The 24,456-nt window shown below is 49.9% G+C and carries 21 protein-coding genes; 2 read left to right on the top strand and 19 right to left on the bottom strand.

Annotation, left to right across the window (positions count from 1 at the left end; translation table 11 throughout):
* Position 1 precedes the first annotated feature (1 nt).
* From nuoL to TDIS_RS05065, 11 genes are all read right to left on the bottom strand, one after another.
* Positions 2-1,993, bottom strand: coding sequence for an NADH-quinone oxidoreductase subunit L (gene nuoL, locus TDIS_RS05015; RefSeq protein WP_244147482.1), 1,992 nt, complete (start codon positions 1,991-1,993; stop codon positions 2-4).
* A 5-nt stretch (positions 1,994-1,998) separates the two neighbouring features.
* A complete protein-coding gene (nuoK, locus tag TDIS_RS05020; protein ID WP_068669970.1) occupies positions 1,999-2,301 on the bottom strand; it encodes an NADH-quinone oxidoreductase subunit NuoK in 303 nt (100 codons plus the stop codon).
* Positions 2,298-2,816: an NADH-quinone oxidoreductase subunit J family protein gene (locus TDIS_RS05025; protein WP_068669972.1), complete on the bottom strand. Its 519-nt coding sequence runs from the start codon at positions 2,814-2,816 to the stop codon at positions 2,298-2,300. The genes nuoK and TDIS_RS05025 overlap by 4 nt, the downstream gene beginning before the upstream one ends.
* Positions 2,817-2,819: 3 nt before the next feature.
* A complete protein-coding gene (gene nuoI / locus TDIS_RS05030; protein ID WP_068669974.1) occupies positions 2,820-3,356 on the bottom strand; it encodes an NADH-quinone oxidoreductase subunit NuoI in 537 nt (178 codons plus the stop codon).
* Between the two features lie 11 nt (positions 3,357-3,367).
* Positions 3,368-4,357: an NADH-quinone oxidoreductase subunit NuoH gene (gene nuoH / locus TDIS_RS05035; protein WP_153303768.1), complete on the bottom strand. Its 990-nt coding sequence runs from the start codon at positions 4,355-4,357 to the stop codon at positions 3,368-3,370.
* 9 nt (positions 4,358-4,366) lie between these two features.
* On the bottom strand, positions 4,367-5,596 hold the full coding sequence (gene nuoD, locus TDIS_RS05040; protein ID WP_068669976.1) for an NADH dehydrogenase (quinone) subunit D: 1,230 nt from the start codon (positions 5,594-5,596) through the stop codon (positions 4,367-4,369).
* A gap of 3 nt (positions 5,597-5,599) precedes the next feature.
* Positions 5,600-6,148 (bottom strand): NADH-quinone oxidoreductase subunit C, encoded by a 549-nt coding sequence (locus TDIS_RS05045; protein WP_068669978.1) that lies wholly within the window; start codon positions 6,146-6,148, stop codon positions 5,600-5,602.
* A gap of 9 nt (positions 6,149-6,157) precedes the next feature.
* Positions 6,158-6,673 (bottom strand): NADH-quinone oxidoreductase subunit B, encoded by a 516-nt coding sequence (locus TDIS_RS05050; protein ID WP_084270970.1) that lies wholly within the window; start codon positions 6,671-6,673, stop codon positions 6,158-6,160.
* Positions 6,664-7,035 (bottom strand): NADH-quinone oxidoreductase subunit A, encoded by a 372-nt coding sequence (locus TDIS_RS05055; protein WP_068669980.1) that lies wholly within the window; start codon positions 7,033-7,035, stop codon positions 6,664-6,666. The genes TDIS_RS05050 and TDIS_RS05055 overlap by 10 nt, the downstream gene beginning before the upstream one ends.
* A complete protein-coding gene (locus tag TDIS_RS05060) occupies positions 7,010-7,492 on the bottom strand; it encodes a 4Fe-4S dicluster domain-containing protein (protein WP_068669983.1) in 483 nt (160 codons plus the stop codon). The genes TDIS_RS05055 and TDIS_RS05060 overlap by 26 nt, the downstream gene beginning before the upstream one ends.
* A gap of 109 nt (positions 7,493-7,601) precedes the next feature.
* The gene (locus TDIS_RS05065) at positions 7,602-8,273 is read right to left on the bottom strand and encodes a hypothetical protein (RefSeq protein WP_068669984.1); all 672 of its coding nucleotides are present in this window, start codon (positions 8,271-8,273) and stop codon (positions 7,602-7,604) included.
* A gap of 116 nt (positions 8,274-8,389) precedes the next feature.
* On the opposite strand from TDIS_RS05065, the gene TDIS_RS05070 reads away from it, so the two are divergent.
* Positions 8,390-9,622, top strand: a complete 1,233-nt coding sequence (locus TDIS_RS05070) for a multiheme c-type cytochrome (protein WP_068669985.1) — start codon at positions 8,390-8,392, stop codon at positions 9,620-9,622.
* Between the two features lie 292 nt (positions 9,623-9,914).
* On the opposite strand, the gene TDIS_RS05075 is transcribed toward TDIS_RS05070, so the two are convergent.
* The 3 genes from TDIS_RS05075 to TDIS_RS11295 all read right to left on the bottom strand — a co-directional run bounded on the left by TDIS_RS05075 (position 9,915) and on the right by TDIS_RS11295 (position 13,509).
* On the bottom strand, positions 9,915-10,358 hold the full coding sequence (locus tag TDIS_RS05075) for a CoA-binding protein (protein ID WP_068669986.1): 444 nt from the start codon (positions 10,356-10,358) through the stop codon (positions 9,915-9,917).
* Positions 10,359-10,360: 2 nt separating this feature from the next.
* Entirely contained in the window at positions 10,361-11,116 is a 756-nt protein-coding gene (gene tpiA / locus TDIS_RS05080; RefSeq protein ID WP_068669987.1) for a triose-phosphate isomerase, read from the bottom strand.
* Positions 11,117-11,184: 68 nt separating this feature from the next.
* Positions 11,185-13,509, bottom strand: a complete 2,325-nt coding sequence (locus TDIS_RS11295; protein WP_068669989.1) for a PKD domain-containing protein — start codon at positions 13,507-13,509, stop codon at positions 11,185-11,187.
* A gap of 110 nt (positions 13,510-13,619) precedes the next feature.
* Between TDIS_RS11295 and TDIS_RS05090 the strand changes: the two genes are divergently transcribed.
* The gene (locus TDIS_RS05090) at positions 13,620-14,573 is read left to right on the top strand and encodes an IS5 family transposase (RefSeq protein WP_068669991.1); all 954 of its coding nucleotides are present in this window, start codon (positions 13,620-13,622) and stop codon (positions 14,571-14,573) included.
* 190 nt (positions 14,574-14,763) lie between these two features.
* Here TDIS_RS05090 and TDIS_RS05095 read toward each other — a convergent pair whose 3' ends face one another.
* The 5 genes from TDIS_RS05095 to TDIS_RS05115 all read right to left on the bottom strand — a co-directional run bounded on the left by TDIS_RS05095 (position 14,764) and on the right by TDIS_RS05115 (position 24,444).
* Complete coding sequence (locus TDIS_RS05095) at positions 14,764-15,294, bottom strand: cytochrome c3 family protein (RefSeq protein WP_068669993.1); 531 nt, start codon at positions 15,292-15,294, stop codon at positions 14,764-14,766.
* Between the two features lie 91 nt (positions 15,295-15,385).
* Positions 15,386-16,552, bottom strand: a complete 1,167-nt coding sequence (locus tag TDIS_RS05100) for an IS256 family transposase (RefSeq protein ID WP_068669995.1) — start codon at positions 16,550-16,552, stop codon at positions 15,386-15,388.
* Entirely contained in the window at positions 16,549-19,128 is a 2,580-nt protein-coding gene (locus TDIS_RS05105) for a choice-of-anchor Q domain-containing protein (protein WP_068669997.1), read from the bottom strand. Before TDIS_RS05105 ends, TDIS_RS05100 begins: the two co-directional genes overlap by 4 nt.
* A 49-nt stretch (positions 19,129-19,177) precedes the next feature.
* Complete coding sequence (locus TDIS_RS05110; protein ID WP_068669999.1) at positions 19,178-23,005, bottom strand: PKD domain-containing protein; 3,828 nt, start codon at positions 23,003-23,005, stop codon at positions 19,178-19,180.
* Positions 23,006-23,151: 146 nt separating this feature from the next.
* Positions 23,152-24,444 carry an endo alpha-1,4 polygalactosaminidase gene (locus tag TDIS_RS05115; RefSeq protein WP_084270971.1) on the bottom strand — a complete coding sequence of 431 codons (1,293 nt, stop codon included), beginning with the start codon at positions 24,442-24,444 and terminating at the stop codon, positions 23,152-23,154.
* Between the last annotated feature and the right edge of the window lie 12 nt (positions 24,445-24,456).

The raw sequence follows: 24,456 nt of genomic DNA on the forward strand, positions 1-24,456 counted from the left end.
TTTAAAAGTAGTAATGAAAGAGGATAAATAAAGCTACCACACCAAAGGCCATAATAAGGGCATAGTGCTGTACCACTCCGGACTGAAACCTTCTGAGTCCACCACCTACTACCCTGACCGTAGCTGGAAGACCGTTAACCGTATTCTCGATCACAAAAGTATCCACGATAAGCCCCACGAAGATGTTCGCCACCCACAAAGTCGGTTTAACGATCAGATAAAGATAAATCTCATCCCAGTACCATTTGCGGAAAAGATAGCGATAAACCAGAGGAAGTTTACGCGGCACAAGGGTTTGAAGGACGGGTTTCTTGACATAGACCAGCCAAGCCAGGAAAATCCCTAAGAGACCGGCAGCCACCGAAAGTCCCATAAGACCGAACTCCAAGGTCTTTTCCGCGTGTTCAAAGCCTTCCGGCACGTGGAACTCAGGATGGCCAAGAACGGGGGCCATAAAGTGGGCAAAGTGATTTCCTCCACCAAGGATCTCTGGGATACCGATCCAGCCCGCAGCCACGGCTCCAATGGCAATGAGCATGAGAGGCACGGTCATTACTTTGGGAGACTCATGAGGTTCTTTACCGTGAAGGACTTCCCGACCTCTAAATTCCCCGTAAAAGGTCATAAAGACCACCCGAAAGGAATAGAAGGCCGTAAGGAAAGCCACGAAAGTACCCACTGCCCAGACAAATTTGCCCCATGGATATTGGGAAAAGAAGGCCGAAGCTAGGATTTCATCCTTACTAAAGAATCCCGCCAATCCCGGGATACCGGCAATGGAAAGGGAAGCGATCAGAAAAGTCCAATAAGTGATAGGCATATACTTTTTAAGGCCACCCATATAGCGCATGTCGTTCGGATCCGGAGCATGGTGCATAGCATGGATCACACTCCCAGCACCAAGAAAGAGAAGGGCTTTGAAATAGGCATGAGTGAAGAGGTGGAACATACCCGCAGCAAAGGCCCCTACCCCACAGGCCATAAACATATAGCCCAACTGGGAAAGAGTGGAGAAAGCAATCACCCGCTTAATGTCGAACTGAGTAGGAGCAATGGTTGCGGCCATGAAACAGGTAAAGGTTCCGGCGGCGGCCACCACCGCCATAGCTACTGGGGAAAGTTCGAAGATCTGATGACAACGGGCCACCATGAAGACCCCGGCAGTTACCATGGTAGCGGCGTGGATCAAGGCCGAAACCGGCGTGGGACCCTCCATGGCGTCAGGCAACCACACGTGAAGCGGAAATTGTGCACTTTTACCCACCGCCCCGCAGAAAAGAAGCAGGGCTATAAGGGTCGCCACGGCTACCTCGTGACCAAAAATATTTAGAGTCTCGTGAGCTATTTCATGCACCCGTGAAAAGACATCTTGATAGTAAAGGCTCCCGAAGAAAACGAAGACTAGAAAGACCCCGAGCGCAAATCCGAAGTCTCCAAAACGGTTGACAATGAAAGCCTTTTTGGCAGCATCCGCGGCACTTTTCTTTTCATACCAGAATCCAATCAAGAGATAAGAGCAAAGGCCCACGGCCTCCCAGCCAAAAAAGAGCTGGAGGAAATTGTTGGCTGAAACCAGCATGAGCATAGAAAAGGTAAAAAGGGAGATATAGGCGAAAAATCGATAATAACCAGGATCTCCGGCCATATAACCGATGGAGTAAACATGAATAAGAAAAGATAAGGAACAAACCATAGCCAGCATCATCACCGAGAGGGGATCGATCTGAAATCCCACACCCACCTTGATCCCAGCCGCTGCCACCCAAGTAAAAAGATCGAAGTTCGCCCAGGTTCCGTGAATGACGTCCCACAGGGCCTTAAGAGAAATCAGGAAGGAGCCAAAGACCGCCAGACACGGCAGCCAGTGGGCCTTATCCCGGATAAACCAGCGACCAAAGACCAGAGTGATCACCGAGGCCAGAAACGGTAATCCCGGAATCCAGGCCACATAGTGCATAGCATCGCTTACGTATTTAGCGGTTTCGGCATGCATGGCCCCTACCCCTTAAGCGTCCTTACTTCATCCATGTGAACTTCGCGGAAACGTTTATAAAGAAGAACCACCAAGGAAAGTCCGATAGCCGCCTCCGCGGCTGCGACCGCCATTACAAAAAAGACCAGAATATGGCCCGTCACATCTTGCATGCGGGTCCCCAGGGCCGCAAGAACCGTGTTGGCGGCGTTTAGCATAATTTCTATGGAAAGGAGCATCACGATTACATTGCGGCGGGCCAGGAACCCAAAAAGCCCTACCGCAAAAAGCGCAAGACCAAGCCAGAGGTACCAGCTCAAAGGAATCATAGCTCTCCCTCCCGAAGCCTTCTTACAAGCACTACCGCTCCCAGAACGGCTACTAAGAGAAGCACGCCCGCAATCTCAAAGGCCAAGATATGCTCCCTGAAGAGATGTTCTCCGAGAATTTGGGTATGACCCACTTTAAGAATAGCCCCCGGAGAAAGGCTACCCACGGTCTTGGCCGGCACAAACCCTACCAGCCCAGCCACGGCCAAGATGAGCATAGAAAGAACCGCGATAAAGGCCAAAGGATAGGACCCTAAAAACTTTGGAAGCCTTATCTCCTCCCGCAGGTTTATGAGATAGACCACAAATAGAAATAGCACTAGGACTGCGCCAGCGTAGACAATGATTTGAATGGCCGCCAAAAACTCGGCTTGAAGGGTGAGAAAAAGTACAGACTGGTGCAGAAAAAGGACCAGAAGCCATAGGACCGAGCGCACCACATTTCTTGAAAAGATAGCAAAGAGGGCCGAAAGTAGAATGGCGAGTGCGAGATATCCAAAAAGGACTTTCTCCATGGTCTAAACCCCCTCGGCCTTCCTCTTGGGAGCCGGAAGCATCTTCTCCGGTATGCCTCGCGGCCTCCAGAAAGGATTGAAATAAGGCCTCTTCTGGGTCACGATAAATTCATCCCAATTCTTCAGGAGTCTCTCACGATCAAAATAAAGATCTTCCCGCGTATAACCCACATATTCATAAAATTCTGTAAGAACAATAGCATTTACCGGACAAACTTCTTCACAATAACCACAATAAACACAACGAAGGGCCTCAATCTCGTATTTGGTAACCACCCTCCTCTTGGTCTCAGGATCTCTTTCGGTCTCGATGTAAATACACTGGGAGGGACAGACCTTGGCACACCGCATACACCCGATACAACGATCTCTTCCAGTTTCGGGATCCCTAACCAGGGCGTGGCGCCCCCGGAAACCCGGGGCCACCGGTTTACGTTCCTCCGGATACTGGACCGTGACCGGACGGCTAAAAAGTTTCTTAAGGGTAAGGGCCAAACCCTTGGCAATTTCTGTTAAAAAGATTGTTTTAGTAAGACTCATCCTTCGTCTCCCTACACTAAGACCTTAATGAGCCCTGTGATCACAATATTAAGCAAAGCCAGCGGGATAAGGATCTTCCAGCCTAACCCCATAAGTTGATCATAACGATAACGGGGCAAGGTGGCTCGCACCCAGATGTAGAAGAAAATAAGGGCGTAGAGCTTTACCAGAAACCAGAAAAACGGGATACCAGGGATCTCAAAAGGCCCGGCCCAGCCTCCAAGAAAACAGGTCACCGCCAGGGCGCTCATAACCACCATGCCGAAGTATTCGGCAAGATAAAACAGACCGAACCGGATACCGCTATATTCTACGAAATAACCGGCCACCAACTCAGATTCGGCCTCCGGCAGATCAAAAGGCGTACGGTTAGTCTCCGCAATGGCCGAAACCATGAATACGAAAAAGCCTATGATCTGCGGAATAGCGTAAATCTTAAATGGACTGGCCACTTGGGCCTTTACGATCTCGGAAAGATTCATAGAACCGGCCATAAGCATCACTCCCACAAGGGAAAGAGCCATGGCCACCTCATAACTTATGACCTGAGCCGAGGCTCGAAGGCCACCTAGAAAGGCATACCGAGAGTTAGAAGCCCATCCAGAAAGGATGATTCCGTAAGAGGAAAGGGAACTCATGGCGAGAATAACTAGAAGCCCTACATTGACATTAGCCAGAGCAAACTTCTCCCATACTGGAATAACCGCCAAGCTGGTAGCCCCGGCCACCAAACTGATGAAAGGCGCCAGATAAAAGAGGGACTTATCCGCCCCGGAAGGGACAATATCCTCTTTGGCTACCAATTTGACCACATCCGCAATAGGCTGAAGAAGCCCTCGAGGGCCAACCCGATTCGGCCCCAGACGCTGTTGCATATGCCCGATGATCTTTCGCTCAGCGTAGGTGGTATAAGCCACATGAAGAAGGGCCACTACCAGAAGCACTAAGGCTTCAAGAATCAAGATCAGCCAGGGTGTCGCCATCTTTAAAACGGCCTCCATGCCCTCCTCCTACCGATCACATTCCCCAAGAACCACATCTAAGGTACCGATCACAGCAATTAAGTCCGCCACCATATGACCCTTTATCAGTTCCGGAATACTCGAAATATGCACAAAGGAAGGAGCCCGCACCCTTACCCTCCAGGGCTTGCCGGAACCGTCGCTCACGATGTAATAACCAAGTTCCCCTTTAGGAGCCTCAATGGACACATACACCTCCCCCTCGGGCACCACCGGTACCTCCGCCCCCTTCACAAGGAAGCCCTTTTTGGGATGAGGTACGGCCTGAGGAGTCTTTTTCTTCTCCGGCATAAGGAGATCCGGGGCCTCTTCTGCCACTACCGGCTCCCCTTCGGTCTCGGATAGTTTATCCAAACACTGTCGGATGATCCGATTGGCCTGGCGGAGCTCCTCCATCCGTACTCGGTACCGGTCGTAGGTATCGCCGATCTTTCCCACCGGAACCTCAAATTCCACCTCGTCGTAGGCGTCATAAGGTTTGAATTTCCTGACATCATAAGGCACACCGGATCCCCTGAGAGAAGGCCCGGTAAGCCCTAAGTTGACAGCTTTTTCGGCTGAAATAACCGCTATACCCTTGGTTCTTTTTAGCCAAATACGGTTGACATCGATCAGGGTCTCGTAATCCAGGATCCGGGAAGGAAACTCCTCCGTAAATTTGTAAAGCTCATCAATTATCTCAGAAGTAAAATCCAGCCTTACTCCCCCTACCCTAGGATAACTCACCGTAAGACGGGCCCCGCAGATCTTTTCATAGATGTCAAGTAACCATTCACGATCCCGGAAACAGTAAAGGAAGACCGTCATGGCCCCGATATCGAGGGCGTGGGTAGCAAGCCACAGGAGATGACTTGAAATACGGGCCATTTCACAGACAATGGTGCGCAGAAGCCTAGCCCGCCTTGGGACCTCTAGCCCGAGAAGCTTCTCCACCGCCAGGCAATAGCCCACATTATTGGCCGCTGAGGAGATGTAATCCAGGCGATCCGTAAGGATCATCGCCTGGGTATAGGTCATGTTTTCGGAAAGTTTCTCTACTCCTCGGTGGAGATATCCGATCCGAGGGTCGCATTTTACGACGTTCTCACCATCAAGCTCGAGATACAGGCGAAGGACGCCGTGAGTGGAGGGGTGTTGAGGCCCCATATTAACCACAAAAGGTTCTTCCCACTCCGGATGGCCGCATTGTTTTTGTACTACTTCTACCGTAGGTGCCATACCCTACCCCTCCCTGACCTTACGGTCTCCCCATTCATAACGGCATAATTCCCTAGCCTTCGCCCGGACTTTGTCATATTCCGGCCATTCTTCTTCTGGCTGTAAAGCATAGTCCTTTCGGAGAGGATAACCCTTCCAGTCTTCGGGCATGAGGATCCGTCTGAGATCCGGATGTCCCTTAAACCGGATGCCAAACATGTCGTAACACTCTCGCTCAAACCAGTTGGCCACCTGCCAGATCTTGGTCACCGAGGGCACCCAAGGATCCTTCTCCGGAACCGGAACTTTTACCCGCAGAAATTCGCGTTTACCTATAGAATAGAGGTTATAGACCACCTCGAAACGCTCGGGCTTTTTACCCTTTCCCTTCCAACCCAGGTAATCTACCCCACCCAGGTCAGCCAGATGATCAAAACCCAGCTCATCATGAAGGAACTTCATAACCTCTAGGAGGTAATTACGATCTACATATACCATAGCTTGTCCGCAAGACGTCTCTTCTCCCAGAACCGCCTGCGGGAAACGCTCTTTAAGTTTGTCTAAGGCCTCCATAAGCTTCCCCTATCGCCAGAATCCCCAGTGTCCGGCCTCGCGCCGGATCTTCTCCTGAAGCTTCATAAGACCATATATGAGAGCCTCGGGCCTCGGAGGACAGCCCGGGATATAGACGTCTACCGGCAGAAACTCATCGCAGCCCTGAACGGTGGAATAAGTCCTAAAGACCCCCCCGGAACAAGCACAGCTCCCCATAGCAATCACATAGCGGGGCTCAGGCATCTGATCATATACCCTCCTTACTATAGGGGCCATCTTCTTAGTAACCGTTCCGGCCACGATCAAGACGTCCGCTTGTCTGGGCGAGGCCCGAAAGATAATCCCAAAACGGTCAAGATCGTGGTGACTGGCCCCAGTAGCCATCATCTCGATAGCGCAGCAGGCCAACCCGAAGGTCATGGGCCAGAGAGAACCGGTTCGAGCCCAGTTGATAAGCTTGTCTACAGGCGTGATAAAAGCCGGCGTTCCCGGAATGTGCCTTATATCCGGAGCCACTTCTACCGTTTCCTTTTCTACTCCCATCTGAAAGCCCCCCTGATCCAGGCGTAAAAGTAAGCCACCAGAAGCAAAGCGATAAAGATTACCATTTCGATGTAGGCCAGAGCCCCGATCTTTCCGAAGGAAACCGCCCAAGGATAGAGGAAAACCGCTTCCACATCAAAGACTACAAAAAGGATAGCAATAGCATAAAATTTGACCGAAAAGGGATGACGAGGTTCTCCTGAAGGCGGAAGACCGCATTCATATCTCTCGAGCTTTTCAGGATAGGGCCTCTTTAAGCCCAAAATCTGATTCACAATGATCATGGAAAGCCCAATCACAAAAACTAAGATCGCCAAGATGAGAATAGGCAGATATTTACTGGCTAGCCCCAGCTCCCCCACCCTTGCCCTCCTTTTTGGGAGCAGTCTTTTTCTTCACTGCCTTTTTGGCTGGAGGTTTGACTTCCTTCACTGCTAGGGCCTCGTTCGGACAGGCCGAAACGCAGTAAGGCTTTTCCCCTCCGGCCACCCGATCTTTACAGAGATCACATTTGTTTATCTTCCCTGTATGAGGATTAAACCTCGGCACTCCCCACGGACAAGCATAAACACAATTCACACAGCCTACGCAAAGATCGCTTATCACGACAACCACTTCATTTTCACGGCGCATAGCTCCGGTAGGACAGACCTCCGCACATTGAGGCCGCTTGCACTGCATACAGGAAAAATAGGCAAAAGCCTTTCCGACCTTAAGAATTTGACAGTTGGCTACCCCTTCGTGGGTCTCGGCACAGGCCGAAATACAAGAAAAACAACCATCACATTTTTCATAATTATGTTCTACTGTGTACGGCATGGCCTTATTTATGCCTAAAACCGAAAATAAAGTCAAGCGTAAAGTTTTTTGATTGCTCAGCCTTGTGGGAAAAAATTCCTCTTTTAGTGGGAATTTTCTCCCCGGAAGTTTAAAGTTCTTCTGTTCTTAATAAGATCTCTATCTCCCCCCAGGGGAGGTTTTGAATAAGCCGACAAAATTCTCGGAACGAAAGTTCAAGAAGAGCCAGAAATAAAGCTAATTTTTCCAGTTTTCCACTTAAATTCTCGGCCATCTCTCCATACGTAGTCTTTTTCTTGTTCTCCAGTTCCTTCACAACTATAGTGAGCATTTTTTTGAATAGGGGTTCCAGGCGTTTCACTTCCACTACCGGAGGGTTTAATCTCTCCAAAGTTCTTAAAAGGGCCGTTATCAAGGCGCTCAAATCAACTTCAAGGTCCGGATCAGGAGGAGATAGACCCGGGGCACAAAAAACATCCCGTCCCAAGACCTCTAAATTCTCAAGCACTTTCCCGATACCAACCATATTTTTGGCTTCCTCTGGGGGCCTAGAATCCTCAGAGGCCTCTTCCGGAGGAGGATCTTCCCTAGGAAGAAGAAGTTTACTTTTGAGATAGATTAGGTAGGAAGTCAGGCGCAGATATTCTCCGGCCTTTTCCAGATTCTCGGGAAGCAAAGCCTCGAGGTGGGTGAGATAGGCCCTCGAAAGAGAAGCCAGATCAAAACCTAAAATCTCAGAGGGGCTACTCTTTATCTCTCGCCAGATATTTTCGTAAACTTCAGGGAGGTTTTCGGTCACCATATCTCTTAAATAAACCTAAATCAATTGACTTAAGTCAATTTCGGTCGTAGTTTCTTATGATAAGAGAAGTTTCCAAAATTTTAAAGAGGAGGGATGGGTATGGCCCGATTAAAGGGATGGAGAATTGGATTTTTGGGATTTTTTGGGTTTTTATTCGTATTTTTTTGTCAGTTTCAACGGTTCAGGCCAGGCCTTCCAAGTGTGAAGAATGTCACCAAAAGGTTACCCCTGGCATAGTCAAGGATTTCAACCGTTCTAAAATGGCTAAGAAACTTACCTGTGCCACCTGCCATGGCAAGTCTCACATGAGCGAAAACGATACGGACAAGGCCAAATTGCCCACTATCGAGACCTGTAAGCGCTGTCATGCCAAGCAAGCCAAACAGTATATGTCCGGCAAGCACTTTCTGGGCTGGATAGCCATGAACGCTATGCCCACCACTCACATGCAGCCCAGTCCGGTAAACAAGGGACGCAAAGGTTGCGGTGGATGCCACTCTTTGGGAGCTACCAAGGAAGCCAAAAAAGATCCTTATTATCCCAAGTACGCTATGGACTGTCAGAACTGCCACACCCGGCACGCCTTCTCGGTGGAGGAGGCCCGGGAACCCGAGGCCTGCATGACCTGCCACATGGGGTTTGACCATCCACAGTGGGAGATGTGGTCTACCTCCAAGCACGGGGCGGCCTACGTGATCGACCGGCTGCTCGGGCGTCCCATTGAAGATCGTCGTGGGCCCCGTTGCCAGACCTGTCACATGCCAAACGGCGACCACCGGGTGATGACCGCCTGGGGATTCCTCGGCCTCCGGGTTCCCGAGGACGACAAGGAGTGGTGGAACTACCGGGTGACCATCCTCAAGGGACTCCATGTGCTCACTCCGGACGGCAAGTTCACCGAGCGGCTGGATGTAGTGAAGGCTGGGAAGGTAGTCCGTCTCACCAAGGAGGAATGGCAGGCCGAAAGGGATCGCATGATAAAGGTCTGCACGCAGTGTCACAACATCAACTTCGTTAAGGAGCAGCTCCAGCAGGCCGACATGATGCTCAAGGAGGCGGACAAGATCTTTGCCGAGGCCATCGAGATCGTGGCCGATCTGGCCCGGGATGGCATTATTAAACATGACGACGGCAATCCCTATCCTGATCTCCTGAGGTTCTATGAAACCCCTTACGAGATCGAGCAGAAGCTCTACCTCATGTTCATGGAATACCGCATGAGGACCTTCCAGGGGGCCTTTCACATGAACCCGGATTATTCCCACTGGTATGGCTGGGCGGAGATGAAAAAGACTCTGGTCGAGATAAAAGAGCTGGCCAAGGAGATGAGGGAGAAGGCCGGGAAATAAACGGATAAATAACTTAGATAGAAATGTTCAGGGCGGGCTTTTAGCCCGCCCTTTTTGATTTTAAAATTTTGAATTCTAAGCTTGGTACAGTTCAGAAGACCCAATTGTCCATCAAGAAAGAGCCTGTCCAAATTGTTAAACAAGTCCTTAATGAGTATTGCATAACTTACGAAATTACCGAAAAATTATAAAAAATACGAGGCCACGGAGCCGGGTCTGGGCTGAAGGATTTATTTCATCCCCAGCAAGGGAATGCGCCCCTATCCCGATAGGGAAATTCCGAAAGATGGGGTTACTTTTTTGAGGCCGCGAGGTGCACTTTTTTGAAGCAACGGTTCATGATCACCGTAAGGCCACCGCGCCGGGCGATCTCGGCAGCCTCCTCACTCACGATGCCTTCTTGAAGCCAGAGAACTTTAGCCCCTATTTTCACGGCCTCTTCGGCTATAGGGGGCACCTGGTCGGCCCGGCGAAAGACGATCACCACCTCCGGGCGCTCACTCTCCGGGATATCCGAAAGTGAGGGGTAGCAGGTCCGGTCCAAGATCTCGGTCTGGCCGGGGTTCACAGGCACAACCTCGAAACCCTGCTCCAGGAGATACTTCATGACCTGGTGGCTGGGTCTTTCCGGCTTGGGGCTTGCACCCACAATGGCCAGGCGCCGGTAAGTCTTAACAATCTTCAGCGCCTCCGGCTCAATGTGAGAATAGTCTGGAAGCTCGCAGGCTTGAGACATTCCTAACCTCCATACCTCACGATCCGGGCAAAGGTTTCGGGATCAAGCGAGGCTCCGCCCACCAGGGCCCCGTCCACATCGGACTGGGCCATGAGCTCGGCAATGTTTTCCGGTTTGACGCTTCCGCCGTAAAGGATGCGGGTCTTTTCCGCAAAATCTTTCCCGAAGAGTTCACCAAGGAGCCCCCTCACATACCTGTGGGCCTCTTCGGCCTGCTCCGGAGTAGCGGTCTTGCCGGTCCCAATGGCCCAAACCGGCTCATAGGCGATCACCAGAACCTTGAGGTCGTCAGCCGAAAAGCCGGAAAGAGCTTCCCGGACCTGCCTTTCAAGAACCTCAAAGGTCTTTCCGGCCTCTCTCTCCTCCAGGGTCTCTCCGATGCAAAGAATGGGTCTAAGGCCTGCCGAAAGCACCCCCTCTAGTCTTCGCCTTATCATCTCGTCTGTTTCCCCGAAGATGTGCCGCCTTTCTGAATGCCCTAGGATAACATACTGCACTCCGCACTCTTTGAGCATTGCCGGAGAGATCTCCCCGGTGAAGGCCCCAGATTCCGCCCAGTGGGCGTTCTGGGCCCCGAGTTTAATATTGGTCCCAGAGATCTCCTGCCCTGCAGCGTAAAGGGCCGTAAAGGGTGGAGCGATCATGATCTCCCGGTCGGTTATCCCTGAGACCAGTTCCCTAAAGCGGCGGATGTAGTCCAGAGTTTCAGCCACGGTTTTATGCATCTTCCAGTTTCCGGCAATGAGCGGCTTGCGCATAAATCCTCCCTTACGCCTCCAATCTTTTTACACGGTAAGTTTAGCAAGAAGTTGTGATTAGTCCACCATCAAAAATTTATGATCCCTAAGGCCTTTCTCAGGCTCACCAGGGCGTCGCCGATGGTGATCTGGCCGTCAGGCTGAGGCGTTCCGTCCGCCCCAAGCGGCGCCACATCCGCATGACACCGGTCCTCCTCACTCGGCGTCTCAAGCCCCAGGGCGAACCTTAAGGTCACCAGGGCGTCGCCGATATTCACCTGTCCGTCCCGTGACCCTAGTGGAGCCACATCTCCGTCGGGGGTACATTCTAGCCCGTTTTTGCACTCACCGGTATAGGCCACATTTACTCCTGCAAGATGGGCCTCGCAAGCGTTGGCATAGGTGCGCCCATCGCATCCGCAAACCGGATCATATACTTGTATACAGGCCTCTGGAAAAGGAACACATATTCCTGAACCACCACAACCGTCCTTCCGCCAGCAGAATTCCCCTGTTCTGCAATCCTGATTCAGAAAACAACCTGAACTTACTTTTATGGTAACTATCGCCGATTTGTCTACCGCGTTTTCCTCATCCCTGACCTCACAATAGGCTGCATATTCTCCGGCTTCGTAATAAACATGAGTAAAATTCCCGCTTTCGTTTTCCTCCACCTCTCCATCCCCGAAATACACCGCATATCTTTCTATCCTTCCATCCTCATCTCTAGCCCTGCATCCAAACTTTACCTCAAGCGGGAGTTTACCTTCTGTAGGTTTAACCGAAAATTCCAAAATCTCCGGAGGCCGGTTTACTGACTTCACCATAAGGTTAATAGGAGAGGAATAATCACTCCAGGCCCCTTTATCATCCTTTACCTTGCACTTCGCAGTATAATTGCCAGGAAATATATATGTATAAGTAGAAATTTCTTCCCCAGATCGGATGATCGTTCCGTTTCCAGTATCAATAGCATATTCCACTACTCGTCCATCTGGATCGTGTGCTCTGCAGGTAAAAATAACCGTAAGCGGGGCCGAACCAGAAGCAGGTTCTGCGCTAAAGGAATCGATCACCGGTGGTTGATTGGGAGGTAAAAACTCTCTGGTCATAGCCACATAGGGAGCAGTTCGTCGGATGGTCTCCGCATTGCGTGTCTGTAAATCCCCGATGGGAACATTATCTAAGATCTGGTATTTTGTAGAGATATGGTCAATAATTCGATTGTCAGAAAAATATGGTATAGTCGGAGAACAATAAGACATGATCGTACCGTATCCGTCTCCGCAATATCCATAACTGAAATCATAAACAGTCTGACCAGTAGCATGTTCTCTATCATGGTTACATCCCAGGTTGTGCCCAACCTCATGTATCAGAGTTGTCTGGTCACAATAATAAATACCGGTGCTTCCCACCTCTACCAAGGCTCTAAATAGTTTCTTCCGGTAGTACTCGAGATAAGGGGAAGTAAAAATGTCTTCAGTATCGGGGATAAAGGCCATTCCACAACTCTCGTCCGAAGAGGTAAATTTCCTAAAAAGAACCGCTACATCAGCGCCAGTCTCTTCAAGCCATTGAGGAAGAGCCGCAAATTCCTCCGTACCTTCGAACATTTTGCCCAGTACCGCTTCCATATCTTCATCTTCCGAGGTCTCAACCTTCCTGTAACCCACCGGTCTTAGAGAGACGTTGGTTTCACTATTTTCTAGAACTACGTTGGCAAAGTCAAAGAGGTTCTCAAGAACGGCTACCACTCCGTCCTTTCCGTGTTCGTCCTCAAGCCCCGGCGTATAGAGAGCGAGAACGTCTATGACTACCGATGATCCCCCGGAGGCCAGAACTGGAAGCCCCCCTTTTAACCTCGACTTCGAAACTGGCTTTGCATCCGTTTCCGGCCCTTTGGAGGGCGTCGGTCTTTCCGGTGGGGGGGGAGGAACCGCCGGCCGGTCGGGGAGCCGCTGTAAGCCAGTAGTCTCCACCAGTACACCGAAATTTTCTGTATCTATGGGTTTGATTCGAAAACTGCGTCTCCCTAACCGTAAAGTTCCGGCGAGCCTTCCTTTTACCACCGTGAGCACTATCGTTCCGCCGCGGTACTCACCTTCTACAATTCTCCCAATCCATTTGGCACTGTCTCCTTTGATCTTTACTCGCCTAGTAACCGCATAAAAACTCTGGCCTCTGATTTCAAATCTGACAGGATCTCCAGAATGAATGGTTTTTAAAAGTTCAATATTTATTTTTACCAGAGTTGACCCCGTTCCTACTTTATCTCTAATATTCTTAGGCATAGAAGAAAATGGAAGCGTAATAAGAAGAGGAGTGTCTTCACTCCAGACGGGAGTCTGAAGGCAAACCAAACTAACTAGACCAAACAAAACCCATCTGCATAAAATCCTGCTCATCAACATAGAACCCCTCTCATCATACAAGACTTCTTAACTAATCGAGACCTTTGCAAAATCAGATTGACAATTTTATTTCTCATAATAAACTCACTTAAAAACTAAAGGAGTTGAGCATGTATAAGAAACAGCATACTCAACTCACTTTCGGGGAAAATATTCTTTACCAAAACCTCCCGGATGACCTCCTCCTAGAACTCGACCGCCTCATCAACTGGAAACCCTTCGAACGCATTCTCTCCAAACTCCATCCCTCCTCCGTAGGACGCCCAGCCTACGATCCCCTCCTCATGCTCAAAATCCTCATCATCCAGCAAATCTACGGTCACTCCGACCCCGAAATGGAAATCATGCTCTACGGCAACCTCTTCTACCGCCGCTTCCTCGGCCTTTCCGCTACCGATCCCGTTCCCGACCACTCCACCATCCCCCGCTTCCGTAAAGATCTTAAGTCCATGAACCTCTACAGAACCTGCTTCAAAGAACTCAAACGCCAGCTTGCCGAAAAGGGTTACGAGCTTAAGTGCGGCAAAATCACTGACGCCCGTCTGGTCAAAGCCGCCCGAAACCCCGGAAAAGGAGACTCTGATGCCGCCTTTGCCAAAAAGGGAAACCAAACCATCTACGGCTACAAAGACCACATCGCCGTGGACCCTAAACATGAATTCGTGACCGAATTCGTTTGCACCCCGGCCAATGTCCACGACTCCCAGGTGATCGATGAGCTCCTTTCCGGTGATGAGACCGCCATCTTTGCCGACAAGGCCTACGACTCCAGGGCTCTCAAAAGGTGGTGTCGGGAAAAGGGCGTTTACTATGGGGTCCTGGCTAAAGGAACCAGAAACCGCAAGATAAGCTCCTCCCAGAAAAAGAGGAATCGGAAGCTTGGAGCTGTAAGGCGGAAGGTGGAGAAGGTCTTCGGTATCTTTAGCCTTCATCTTAATCGGGCAAAAGCCAGGTATGTGGGCCTTGCGGCCAATGAGATCCATCTTTTCCTTACGGTCTTCACCTACAATCTCCTCAGGCTCTGGTGGCACCTGCGAAGGAAAAGAAGCGTCGTAGCAGTTTGACGTCACGGAAGAAGGAGGAGAAATGTGCCTGAAATAAGGAAAGAAGGGAAAAAGAGGCCCACAGAGGCTTCCGAAAAGCCAATCAGAGTAAAAATCCGGGGTATTTTCTATATCGGCAAGACGAAAATTTGATGTCATGCTCATCTTAAACAGACAACATGGCCTAAATTTCAGAATTTTTCAAAGGTCTCTAATCGTCCTCGTCTTCTCTTCCCTTTTCGTTTCCTTCTTTTTTATATCCATGGGGACCGGACCCATCTGGTATGGAGGTATGGCATACCAGACACGACCCGCTACCTAAAGGTTTGGCCTTTCCTTGAAGATTAATGACCTGCTCATTATCACGGTCGAGTTTGGAAGGCCACCAGGCATGGGGAGAATAATGACAAGTGGCACAATAAATACCGTGATGCCCCTTAGCATTGCGGTATAAAGTCGTCCCTGTATCGATCTCCTGCCCCCGGTGACAATCAGCACACTTCGGCTCCTCCAGCCAAGGCCTACGTCCGTTACGGAGACTTTCAGCCATTTCTACAAGTGTTCCGTGACACTTTTCGCAATCCTGCATGCCCTCAAGCTCCGTCCGCAAACACTTTGTCACCGGTCCGGGATGACAGTCGTAACAACCAGGCTGAGGATTCACCTGAGCGTGTTTGCCATGCATAGCCAAGGAAAGATTGGGAAGCCCCGGAATTCCGGAAATTCCAGCTTCCTTAAACACCGGATCTTCATGACAATTTTGACAGAGAACAGGCCGGTTATTGAAAAGATCAGTGCCCTCCGGGACTGTCCACCCTTCTGTGTAAATCCCATTATAGCCTATCCTCAAATAAAATTGAGAGCTGGGCGTAAATTGAAGGCCAATCCTTAATAGGGCGGCGCCATTTCCTCTCAAGCTCCATGGCCGCCATGTATAGACACTTAAGCAGAGACTCCTCTGTCGGAAAAACCCTCCTGCCCGCTGTTGCCTTCCGAAATTTGCTGTTTACGCTCTCTATGATGTTCGTGGTATACATTACCCGCCTTATTTCAACCGGATACCTCAAAAACGTCGTTAAAGCCTCCCAATTCGCCTCCCAGCTCTTTACCACATGGGGATACTTTTCGCCCCATTTGGCCGAAAAATCTTCAAATTCTCTTTCGGCTACCTCAAGTGTAGGGGCCCCGTAAACCTTCTTGAGATCTCTGGCCAGCTCCCTTTTGTCTTTCCAGGAAACATATCTCAAAGAATTCCTGATCTGGTGTACCACACACCTCTGAATATCCGCCTTCGGAAAGGTTGCCTCTATAGCTTTATCTAACCCTGTTAACCCATCCACGCTGAAAATGAAGACATCTCTTACCCCCCGAGCCTTAAGATCATTGAGCACTCCTAGCCAAAATCGGCTAGACTCTGTCCCGTCTATCCAAAAGCCCAAAATTTCCTTGTAGCCTTCAAGATCTATACTTATAACTACATAGATGGCTTTCTTCCTTACTTGGCCATCCTCTCGGATGTTGTAGAAAATGCAATCGATCCAAAGTAGAAAATATTTTTCTTTGAGTGGACGGGCTTGCCATTCCTTGATCTTGGGCAGAATCCGGTCTGTGATATTGGAAATCAGAGAAGGGCTTACGTCAAAACCATACATATCAGAAAGAATCTCCTGGATATCTCGGGTACTCATACCCTTGGCATAAAGGGCTGTTATCTGATTTTCTATCTCATCAAGCATGGTTTGACGCTTCCTGATAAGTTGGGGCTCAAATTCCCCTTTCCGGTCTCTGGGAACTAGGAGCTCAATAGGGCCACAGGTGGTTTTCACGCTCTTGGGAGTGTAGCCGTTCCGATAATTGTCCGAATCAGAGCGCTCGTACTTCTTGTAGCCTAAGAACTCTTCCAGTTCGGCTTCCAGAACCTCTCCCAGGAATTCTCGAGTAAACTCTTTGATGGTGGCTTGTACTTCCTGTGGCTTAGTGGCCTTCTGAATTTTGCTCATGGTGTCCACCCTCCTTTTTGTGATTTGGTCATTTTACAATTTCCACAATTGGGTGGACACTCCCTGCCCTCCTCTTCGTCGTGTTTAAGAAGAATATTTCTCATAGTATCCGCACCGCCACTCCTTTCATGACATTTCTCACAGTGCATCTCATGAGACACCGGTACCACCGTCCTGGTGGTGGCCAGTACTTCTCCCGTAGCCTCATCCTTTACTACTACCTCTACTAGCGGATAAGGATTGAAATTCCCATTATTGTCAAAAGGCGTTACCGGCAGCCCTTCCGCTAAGAAACGATCCCCCCGGAGCTCCATGACGCCCTGAAGGGTCTTTCCCGTAAGTCCGGTACATAACTGAACATCCATCCAAAAAAATTTCTTAACATAGTCCCAAAAATTAGTTCCCCGACAAGAGGTGTTCTCCAAGAGACGATACTCCACCCAAATTCCCTGGGTAACTATCTCCGGATGTTCCCCTTTTCTTATGACCTGAGCTATCAGGGTGTTGAAAGGAGGGAGAATGGACAGTTGAGAATAATCCTGATTGATACAATGCATACCCGGATCGTTATAGGCGATCACCACATACTCTCCGGCCTTACTACCACCTTCACCTCCGCCGTTTCCTCCGTTATCGGTGTTTCCTCCGTTCCAACTCACCAATCCCAGGGCCTTCCTCAATATCACCAACGCATCGCCGATGGTAATCTTGCCGTCCGGTTGCGGCTGGCCGTTTGCTCTGAGGGGGGCCACATCCGCATGGCACCGGTCCTCCTCACTTGGCGTCTCAAGCCCCAGGGCAAAACGCAGAGCCACCAGGGCGTCTCCGATATTGACCTCCCCGTCGCGGTTCCCCAGCGGAGCCACGTCACCATCGAGCGTGCAAATTTCTCCTTCTCGAAATTCATAAGCTCCAAGATCTACGCCCTGGTCCTGAGGTCTAGAAATCCCTTCCAGATCCCTTTCCGGAATCCTTCCCTCTATAGCGCCCACGGGTAACCCTCTATCTATGGCGGGACTTCCTTCCTGAAGATGGGCGTCGAGGCGATTGATATCTTCTTCCTCTCGCAAGAGAGGATCTTCCTGAATATTGTGGGATCCGATCTCCATCTGTATATCCGCTCTATAGATAAGATTATAGTCAATGGTTTCAGCCCGGGTACGGCCCTCTGGATCTCCGTCTCCGATAAGATCGGGCCAGTCTTCCCGGCCCGTGACGGTGACATTCCGATAACCGAAAAAGATATTGTTGAAGAGATGGAGGCGCTCCGAACCGTTACACGGTGGTGCCTCGGGAAAATCGTGGGTATGACAATAGACTTCTATCAGGGCCCACCCTTCGGAGACTACGGTGGTATTGATGATATAACTCTGATCCCCGGGATTCATGGAAACGGAGATGGCCGCTCCTCCGGCCCGGCAGGCGTCTCCACTGGCCACATCTCCCATCTCTTGAGCAAAATCTTTATTGGTAAAATAGTTACAGTTACTGATAGCTATAGAATTAACTATATACACCGGACCTCCCACCTTGAGCTGATTACCGGCGTTCCCGTAAGCCTGAACCCGACGGAGGGTGATGAAACTATCCGGATGGTTCACTCCCACGTAAAGAAGGTCCAGCCCGTCGGAGGTATTGTAGCGAAAGAGGCTGTCTTCGAAAATCCAGGTTCCTCCTGATCGGGCTACTCCTACTCCATCTCCGTAACCCCCATGGGACTGCGCCCAGCAATGTTCGAGCCTCTCCTCGGGATAGGTCTCCACGCAACCGTTCCATTCCACAATGAAATTTTTGAAATACAATTGCCCCTGATTAGAAGAGGGGGCACCGTCCAGGTCGCCGTTCCATCCTGACCAGCCGTTTCCCGCGATCCTTACCCTCTCCACCTGCCAGTTTTCAAGACGCCCGGCTTTTATTCCGTCTGCTCCCAGACCATGGATATTCAAGTCCCTCAAAGTCACGTTGGAGGAATCTGAAGCGTAAATACCAGCGTAAGCCCAGTCGCCAAAAGGAGAATTTTCATACTCGCAGGCCACCGAAGAATGGCCACCGTTGTGAAAGTAGGCACAACTTTCATGGTCTGTAATCTCCAGACAGGCTATTTCTACGTTGGAAGACCCCCGCAGATTAAGTATCTGCCAGACCCTTCCCGTCCCCCACAATTCCGGAGGATTGGTGCAGCCCGAATCCCAGCCGTAGCCTACGATTCTGGTGGGATGTTCCGCATCCGGCCCTGAGGGTACCGGAGGAAGAGCGCAGTCGTAAGCAAACTCCGGATAACACCAGCCCTCGGTGTTCGGCGCCTTGTAACCGATCACATAGCTTCCTGCGTGAATGACCAGGGTATCCCCTCCCCGAATCCTCCAGCGGGCCTCGCCGTTTTCGATCTTGAGGGCCCAGAAGGGATGAGACCAGGCACAGGGCTGTCCTTTGCCCTCTCCCGGATAAGGAGCATCCACCAGCCCGGTGCACTGTTCCGCGGTCCCTCCGTCCGGACGAACGTAGTAAGTAGCCGCCTGTAACCCATCCAGGTTTAAAAAAAGGAGAGCCATCAGGCCAAGAACCACTCCAAGCATTTCTCCCCCTTTTTGATCCCCACCGGGCGGGCTATCCCGCCCGGTCCTTTTAAAAGTTCACTAACCTTAAAGCCTTCCTCAAAATCACCAGGGCATCGCCGATGGTGATCCGGCCATCGGGATGGGGTTTCCCATCCTCCCCTAGAGGAGCCACGTCCGCATGGCACTTATCCTCATCGCTTGGTGTCTCAAGCCCTAAAGCAAACCGCAGGGCCACCAGGGCGTCTCCGATATTGACCTGACCATCACGGTTCCCCAGCGGAGCTACGTCGCCGTCAGGAGTGCAGGTAGCTTTTCTTCTGGCAAGCACAAAGACCGGATCAATCTCTCCGTTCTGGTCGCAGCACAGAGTGACCCTCAAGGTATGTTCGTTTAGCTGTTCATAGGACACTTCCCGCCAATCGGGAAGCTTATAAAGATGGAATTCTCCGGTTATTTCCCTCTCTACAGTTACCTCGAAATCGTAACATTGTCCGGGATTTCCGGTGGCGGTAACAATAAAGGCCTCGGATTCTTGAAGATCCACTTCCGGAGGTGCCTCTTGTAAATCTACGGTCGGATCGTTTACGGGATTAGATATAACCCGTGACTCCTGAACTTGAACCTCTGAAGGGGCTTTAATCCCGGTAACCACGATATAATTCTCTCTGCGAACCTCATCCCGATAAAGCTCGTCGGCGGTATCATAAGAAGTTCCGTTATAGACCCTGAGGACCACGGAATAGACTCCCGGTGATAGGTAATCACAGGTGGGTTCCCACACCTGGGTAGGATTATGTAAGATTTCGAAGTTTCCGTCTCCGTCACAATCCAGATCGTAATGCCATTCGTAACTTTCCCCAGGACAAGTTCTCCAAGAAGTGTTTGTTAGATCAAAAAAGACTTCTAGCGGTGCCGGCCCGGAGGTGAAGAGAGCGGTAATCTGCGCCTCCGTTGGTCCACAGACCGCTAATTCTTGGGGCAGAGAGGCTTCCACTTCATTGCCCACCGCATCGCGCACCCGCAGCCGGGGACGATATATTCCCGAACGAGTGTAAGTATATGGATACTCTCGAATCTGGCCAGGAAGGACGCTTTCCTCGTACTGTCCATCTCCATCGAAATCCAACATATACGTATAAGGTGGAACTCCGCCGGAAACACTTATCTCAAAGAACACCTCAAAAGGAGCTTCCCCTTGATAAACATTTCCCAGAATATCCAGAGTGGCATTCAACGAAGAAACCGGAGGTCCGATTTCAAAAAGCCCATAGTGAGTCAGGATCACATAAGTTCCCGCACCAGAAGGAAATATCCTTAACCCTTCCTCTTCCCGGTCGGGACGGCCGAAAATCTCCTCCCAGAGAAGGGTTCCATTGGCGTCAGTTCGAATAATCCATACATCTCTATCATTCACAAAATCAAGAGTCCCCACGAAGAGAAAGCCTCCGTCTGCGGTTTGAATACCATCGTTAATCCATCCTTCATGTGCCTGTCTGGTTCCGTTATCATGAGCATGTATCTCGTATCTCTGGGTTCTCAAAACCCTACCGGTCTCCAGGTCGAATTCCAGAAATACCGGCTGAATATCACTAGAGCCCAAGCGACCATCATGAAAACCTCCAACAGCTACTACTGTATCTCCGAGTTTGTAAGCCCAGGTAAGAAAATTCCCGTAGTATCCGCTTCCCAAATTATCCTGTTGCCACAGGACCTCACCGTTCTCGTCTACCATCATGGCCAGAGCCCAGGATTGAGAGTTAAAGGCGCGCCAGAAGGGAGGATCTGACACACCTTTACAGCCCACCAAAAAGAGTTTCTTTTCTCCGTTATCTTCCAAGGGAAGTAGATAGTAAAAAGCGGATTTTCGATCCATTTCGTAAGTGTAATTGCCAACCTCTTCCCCCTGAAGATTCAGGTGGATGAGCCAGGGTCTGGCATTACCACCCTGAGCTAAAGACTCCGTGATTCCTCCGATGAGATATCCTTCATCACCTATTTCTTCAATCTTCAATCCTGCTTCTCTATTATCTCCGCCCAGAAGCTTCTCCCATACCACTTGAGCCCGGTCATCTATCTTAAGAACCCATATATCGTGGTCCCCCAACCTCATAGGGGTTCCCAGAATTACATATCCACCGTCCGGAGCCTTTATAATGTCCCGCCCAAAGCTGGCATACCAACCTGTAGTCGGCACATCCAGACTTTCAGGATACAAGCGGATAAGCCCCCAAAGACTTCCATCCTCCCGATAGACAGGATTGCCGTACCGATCAATCTTAGCTACGCACAATCTAGAGCTGTTTGGTTCGGTTCTACTTCCCGTAAGCACCCAGCCTCCATCCTCGTCCGGTATCATGGCGCGAAGGACATCGCAGTAGAAATTTCTTCCGTCATAAGTTCGCTCCCAACGGAGCGCCATAGGGCTTATTTTGACTTCCCGGCTAAAGGTATCTTCCAGACTTTCGTTATCGGTGACGGTGAGCGTTACCGTGTAATTCCCCGGTACCGTAAAACGATGTTTTACCCGTACTCCTTCCGCCGTGTTCCCGTCTCCAAAATCCCAGAGATAAGATACGATCTGACCATCGGGATCATAAGAGTCACCCGCGGAAAAGGTAACCTCTTCATCCACGATCGGCTGATCCGGAGTATAAGAAAACCTGGCCATAGGATAAATCGGATTGTAATCTCCACGCAGTTTGATTACCCAGGCTTTGGTTCCTACCTGATCGCCCGAAAAGCCACTAACTTCTCCCAGCACAAGGTAATGGCCGTCGTGGGTTTTTATAATATCCTTTCCTTTCTCAATCTTTCCCCCGTCGTAAATCAGCTCCCACACTTTTTCCCCATTACCGCTTATTTTAAGAAGCCACAAATCTTTATTGGCCCATGTTCCCACTACCAGAAACCCTCCGTCTTCCGTTTCCACGATGCCGGCTCCAAAACTTCTGGTCTCGTTTTCTCCGAAGGTCTTTTCCCACAAGATCCGGCCCGAGGAGTCTAAACGAGCAACCACGAGAGCCAGTTTCCCGTTTAAGGTCTCCTTGACTCCCACCGCGGCATAACCGCCTGTGGAAACAGAAATGATTTGATAATACGAGGCATTGCCTGCAGTTTGAGCCGTAGAGAAATCATCGTTTAATATGTGTATTCGTTCCTCTGTAGCTATTATCAGTCTATTTTGAGAGAGAAGAAAGTCTTTGGCGGGAGCCCCAAAATTTCTCAAAAGCTGAAAATCTCCCCGAGGTCCACCTTGATTATCTTTTTCTATAAAAGTGAGTAAACCTTCAGATGCAGGATTCAGACCCCCGGTTGAAAAGCCCCCTATTAGGTAATAACCGTTAAAAATTTCGATAACTTTTGTGCCCCAGGTGTGCAGGTCTCCTTGTTTGAAAGACTTTTCCCAGATCTTTTCTCCGGCCGGATCGGTCTTAAGAAACCAGAGGGCCGCCTCTCTCAGATTATCTCCTACCAGGAGATAACCCGATCCATCACTAGCGGGAGTTACAAAATAAAAGCAATTCCCTCTTTCATTCATATTCACATAATTAAAATCCTCAGGTTCATAACTTCTTATAAAGACCAAATTTCCGTTTTCGTTAATTTTAGCTAAAACCCCCCGGGTACCCGTGCTAACAAAGCCTACATCAAAACCAGTTATCAAATAGTAATAGTTTCCATTTTCAAAGCTCTCAGCCAGTTTCTCGGGATAAAAGCCCCTAAATGAAGATACCCCTTCTGGTACAGGTGGAGAATCAAGGAGTATTCCCCACAAACTACCCGGCGGAGAGAGGTAAAATTCCCTTTCGGTCTGTGCGAAAATATCTATAGGACGAAAATAGAACAAAAACCAGAAGATTAAAAAAATAAGTATAAATTGGAAATTTTTACCCATTTTTACACCTCCTATAATGAATTAGGTTATATCTCCTTCATTTAAGGGTAACTATTTTTCTACTAATTAGTAACTATTTCCCTTAATAAGGTCCATTTCTTTCAAGGGTCGAACGAAGGCTCGACTGGAGACCAGAAAGAAAGGGGTTACCAGCAGGGAAGGCGCCAGGCGTCGAGGTCGAGTCTCTTCTTCATGAAAGAGAATCCCACCTGGTTGGCGCGTGCGCAGAAGTCAGCAGGATCAAGTTCGTACTCCACTCCAAAGACTGCCTTCCCATTATTCACAAACGGTAAAAGCTTTTCGCACTCATTATAGGAAAAACACTCTTCATTAAGAGCCCAGTCGAAATAGGATTCCAGATCTGGTATCTGATCGAGATCGTTCTTGAGACCTACCGATAGACCTCTACGATGAGCTTCCTCAGCCAGCCAGCGATTATAGAGCAATTGATCCTCATAGGTGAGAGGGAAACCACTATCGTTCTGATAAGCGTCCACGTTGTCCGGTTCCACTCCGTCGCATCCCTTCTCCACCGCCAGATCTAAACGGGCTTTCATAATAGGGCCCAGCAGGTCAAGCCGCCTTATGTCGAGCCACCGTTCATCCGGCCAATCTTTTAAAGGTTTACCTAAAACCTCCTCCGAAAATTTGGAAGCGTCTGGACGCCATGGCTCATAAGTTCCGGCACTAAAATAACATATCACTTTCCGTCCCCGGCGATGGAGTTCCTGTATCACTTCCACCGGGGTTCCAAAAAGATCCACATCAAACATTTCTGCCTCTACCGAAGTATCTATCTCGCCGGTTAGTTGCCATTGCCATGTGGTTCCCGGAGCCGGTTTCCAGATCTCTTTTCCGGAACCGAAATCTATCAGGCCCAAAGCCTTTCGCAGAATCACCAGAGCATCACCGATGATGATTTGACCATCCGGATTCGGCTGCTGGTTTTTTCCCAGCGGGGCTACATCGGCGTGACACCGATCCTCCTCCGTCACTATCTCAAGCCCTAGGGCGAAGCGCAGGGCTAACACGGCGTCACCAATATTTACCTGTCCGTCTCGTGATCCCTGTGGAGCCACATCGCCGTCGGGGATACATTCTGGCCCGTTTTTACACTCTCCAGCATAGGCCACATTTACTCCTGCCAGATGGGCCTCACAGGCATTGGCATAAGTTCGTCCATCGCACCCACAAACCGGATCATATACTTGAATACAGACTTCTGGAAGAGGAACACACGTTCCTGAACCACCACAACCCTCCTTCCGCCAGCAGAATTCACCTTTTTTACAATCCTGATTAGAAAAACAACCTGGGTATATTTCTTTACATCGCCCGGGAGTTAAAAGAAAACCCAAAATGACTAAACCACACAGAACAAGATTAGATAGGATCTGAGCAAAAATTCTATAACTATACGGTCCAGTCCTGATCCCCATTCACCAATCAGA

The organism is Thermosulfurimonas dismutans, from assembly GCF_001652585.1.
GTDB lineage: Bacteria > Desulfobacterota > Thermodesulfobacteria > Thermodesulfobacteriales > Thermodesulfobacteriaceae > Thermosulfurimonas > Thermosulfurimonas dismutans.

What these genes read in the sequence shown, in the direction of transcription:
- nuoL (WP_244147482.1), bottom strand. Translation starts at nt 1,993, where the DNA reads ATGCATGCCGAAACCGCTAAATACGTAAGCGATGCTATGCACTATGTG.
- nuoK (WP_068669970.1), bottom strand. Translation starts at nt 2,301, where the DNA reads ATGATTCCTTTGAGCTGGTACCTCTGGCTTGGTCTTGCGCTTTTTGCG.
- TDIS_RS05025 (WP_068669972.1), bottom strand. Translation starts at nt 2,816, where the DNA reads ATGGAGAAAGTCCTTTTTGGATATCTCGCACTCGCCATTCTACTTTCG.
- nuoI (WP_068669974.1), bottom strand. Translation starts at nt 3,356, where the DNA reads ATGAGTCTTACTAAAACAATCTTTTTAACAGAAATTGCCAAGGGTTTG.
- nuoH (WP_153303768.1), bottom strand. Translation starts at nt 4,357, where the DNA reads ATGGAGGCCGTTTTAAAGATGGCGACACCCTGGCTGATCTTGATTCTT.
- nuoD (WP_068669976.1), bottom strand. Translation starts at nt 5,596, where the DNA reads ATGGCACCTACGGTAGAAGTAGTACAAAAACAATGCGGCCATCCGGAG.
- TDIS_RS05045 (WP_068669978.1), bottom strand. Translation starts at nt 6,148, where the DNA reads ATGGAGGCCTTAGACAAACTTAAAGAGCGTTTCCCGCAGGCGGTTCTG.
- TDIS_RS05050 (WP_084270970.1), bottom strand. Translation starts at nt 6,673, where the DNA reads ATGGGAGTAGAAAAGGAAACGGTAGAAGTGGCTCCGGATATAAGGCAC.
- TDIS_RS05060 (WP_068669983.1), bottom strand. Translation starts at nt 7,492, where the DNA reads ATGCCGTACACAGTAGAACATAATTATGAAAAATGTGATGGTTGTTTT.
- TDIS_RS05065 (WP_068669984.1), bottom strand. Translation starts at nt 8,273, where the DNA reads ATGGTGACCGAAAACCTCCCTGAAGTTTACGAAAATATCTGGCGAGAG.
- TDIS_RS05070 (WP_068669985.1), top strand. Translation starts at nt 8,390, where the DNA reads ATGGAGAATTGGATTTTTGGGATTTTTTGGGTTTTTATTCGTATTTTT.
- TDIS_RS05075 (WP_068669986.1), bottom strand. Translation starts at nt 10,358, where the DNA reads ATGTCTCAAGCCTGCGAGCTTCCAGACTATTCTCACATTGAGCCGGAG.
- tpiA (WP_068669987.1), bottom strand. Translation starts at nt 11,116, where the DNA reads ATGCGCAAGCCGCTCATTGCCGGAAACTGGAAGATGCATAAAACCGTG.
- TDIS_RS11295 (WP_068669989.1), bottom strand. Translation starts at nt 13,509, where the DNA reads ATGTTGATGAGCAGGATTTTATGCAGATGGGTTTTGTTTGGTCTAGTT.
- TDIS_RS05090 (WP_068669991.1), top strand. Translation starts at nt 13,620, where the DNA reads ATGTATAAGAAACAGCATACTCAACTCACTTTCGGGGAAAATATTCTT.
- TDIS_RS05100 (WP_068669995.1), bottom strand. Translation starts at nt 16,552, where the DNA reads ATGAGCAAAATTCAGAAGGCCACTAAGCCACAGGAAGTACAAGCCACC.
- TDIS_RS05105 (WP_068669997.1), bottom strand. Translation starts at nt 19,128, where the DNA reads ATGCTTGGAGTGGTTCTTGGCCTGATGGCTCTCCTTTTTTTAAACCTG.
- TDIS_RS05110 (WP_068669999.1), bottom strand. Translation starts at nt 23,005, where the DNA reads ATGGGTAAAAATTTCCAATTTATACTTATTTTTTTAATCTTCTGGTTT.
- TDIS_RS05115 (WP_084270971.1), bottom strand. Translation starts at nt 24,444, where the DNA reads ATGGGGATCAGGACTGGACCGTATAGTTATAGAATTTTTGCTCAGATC.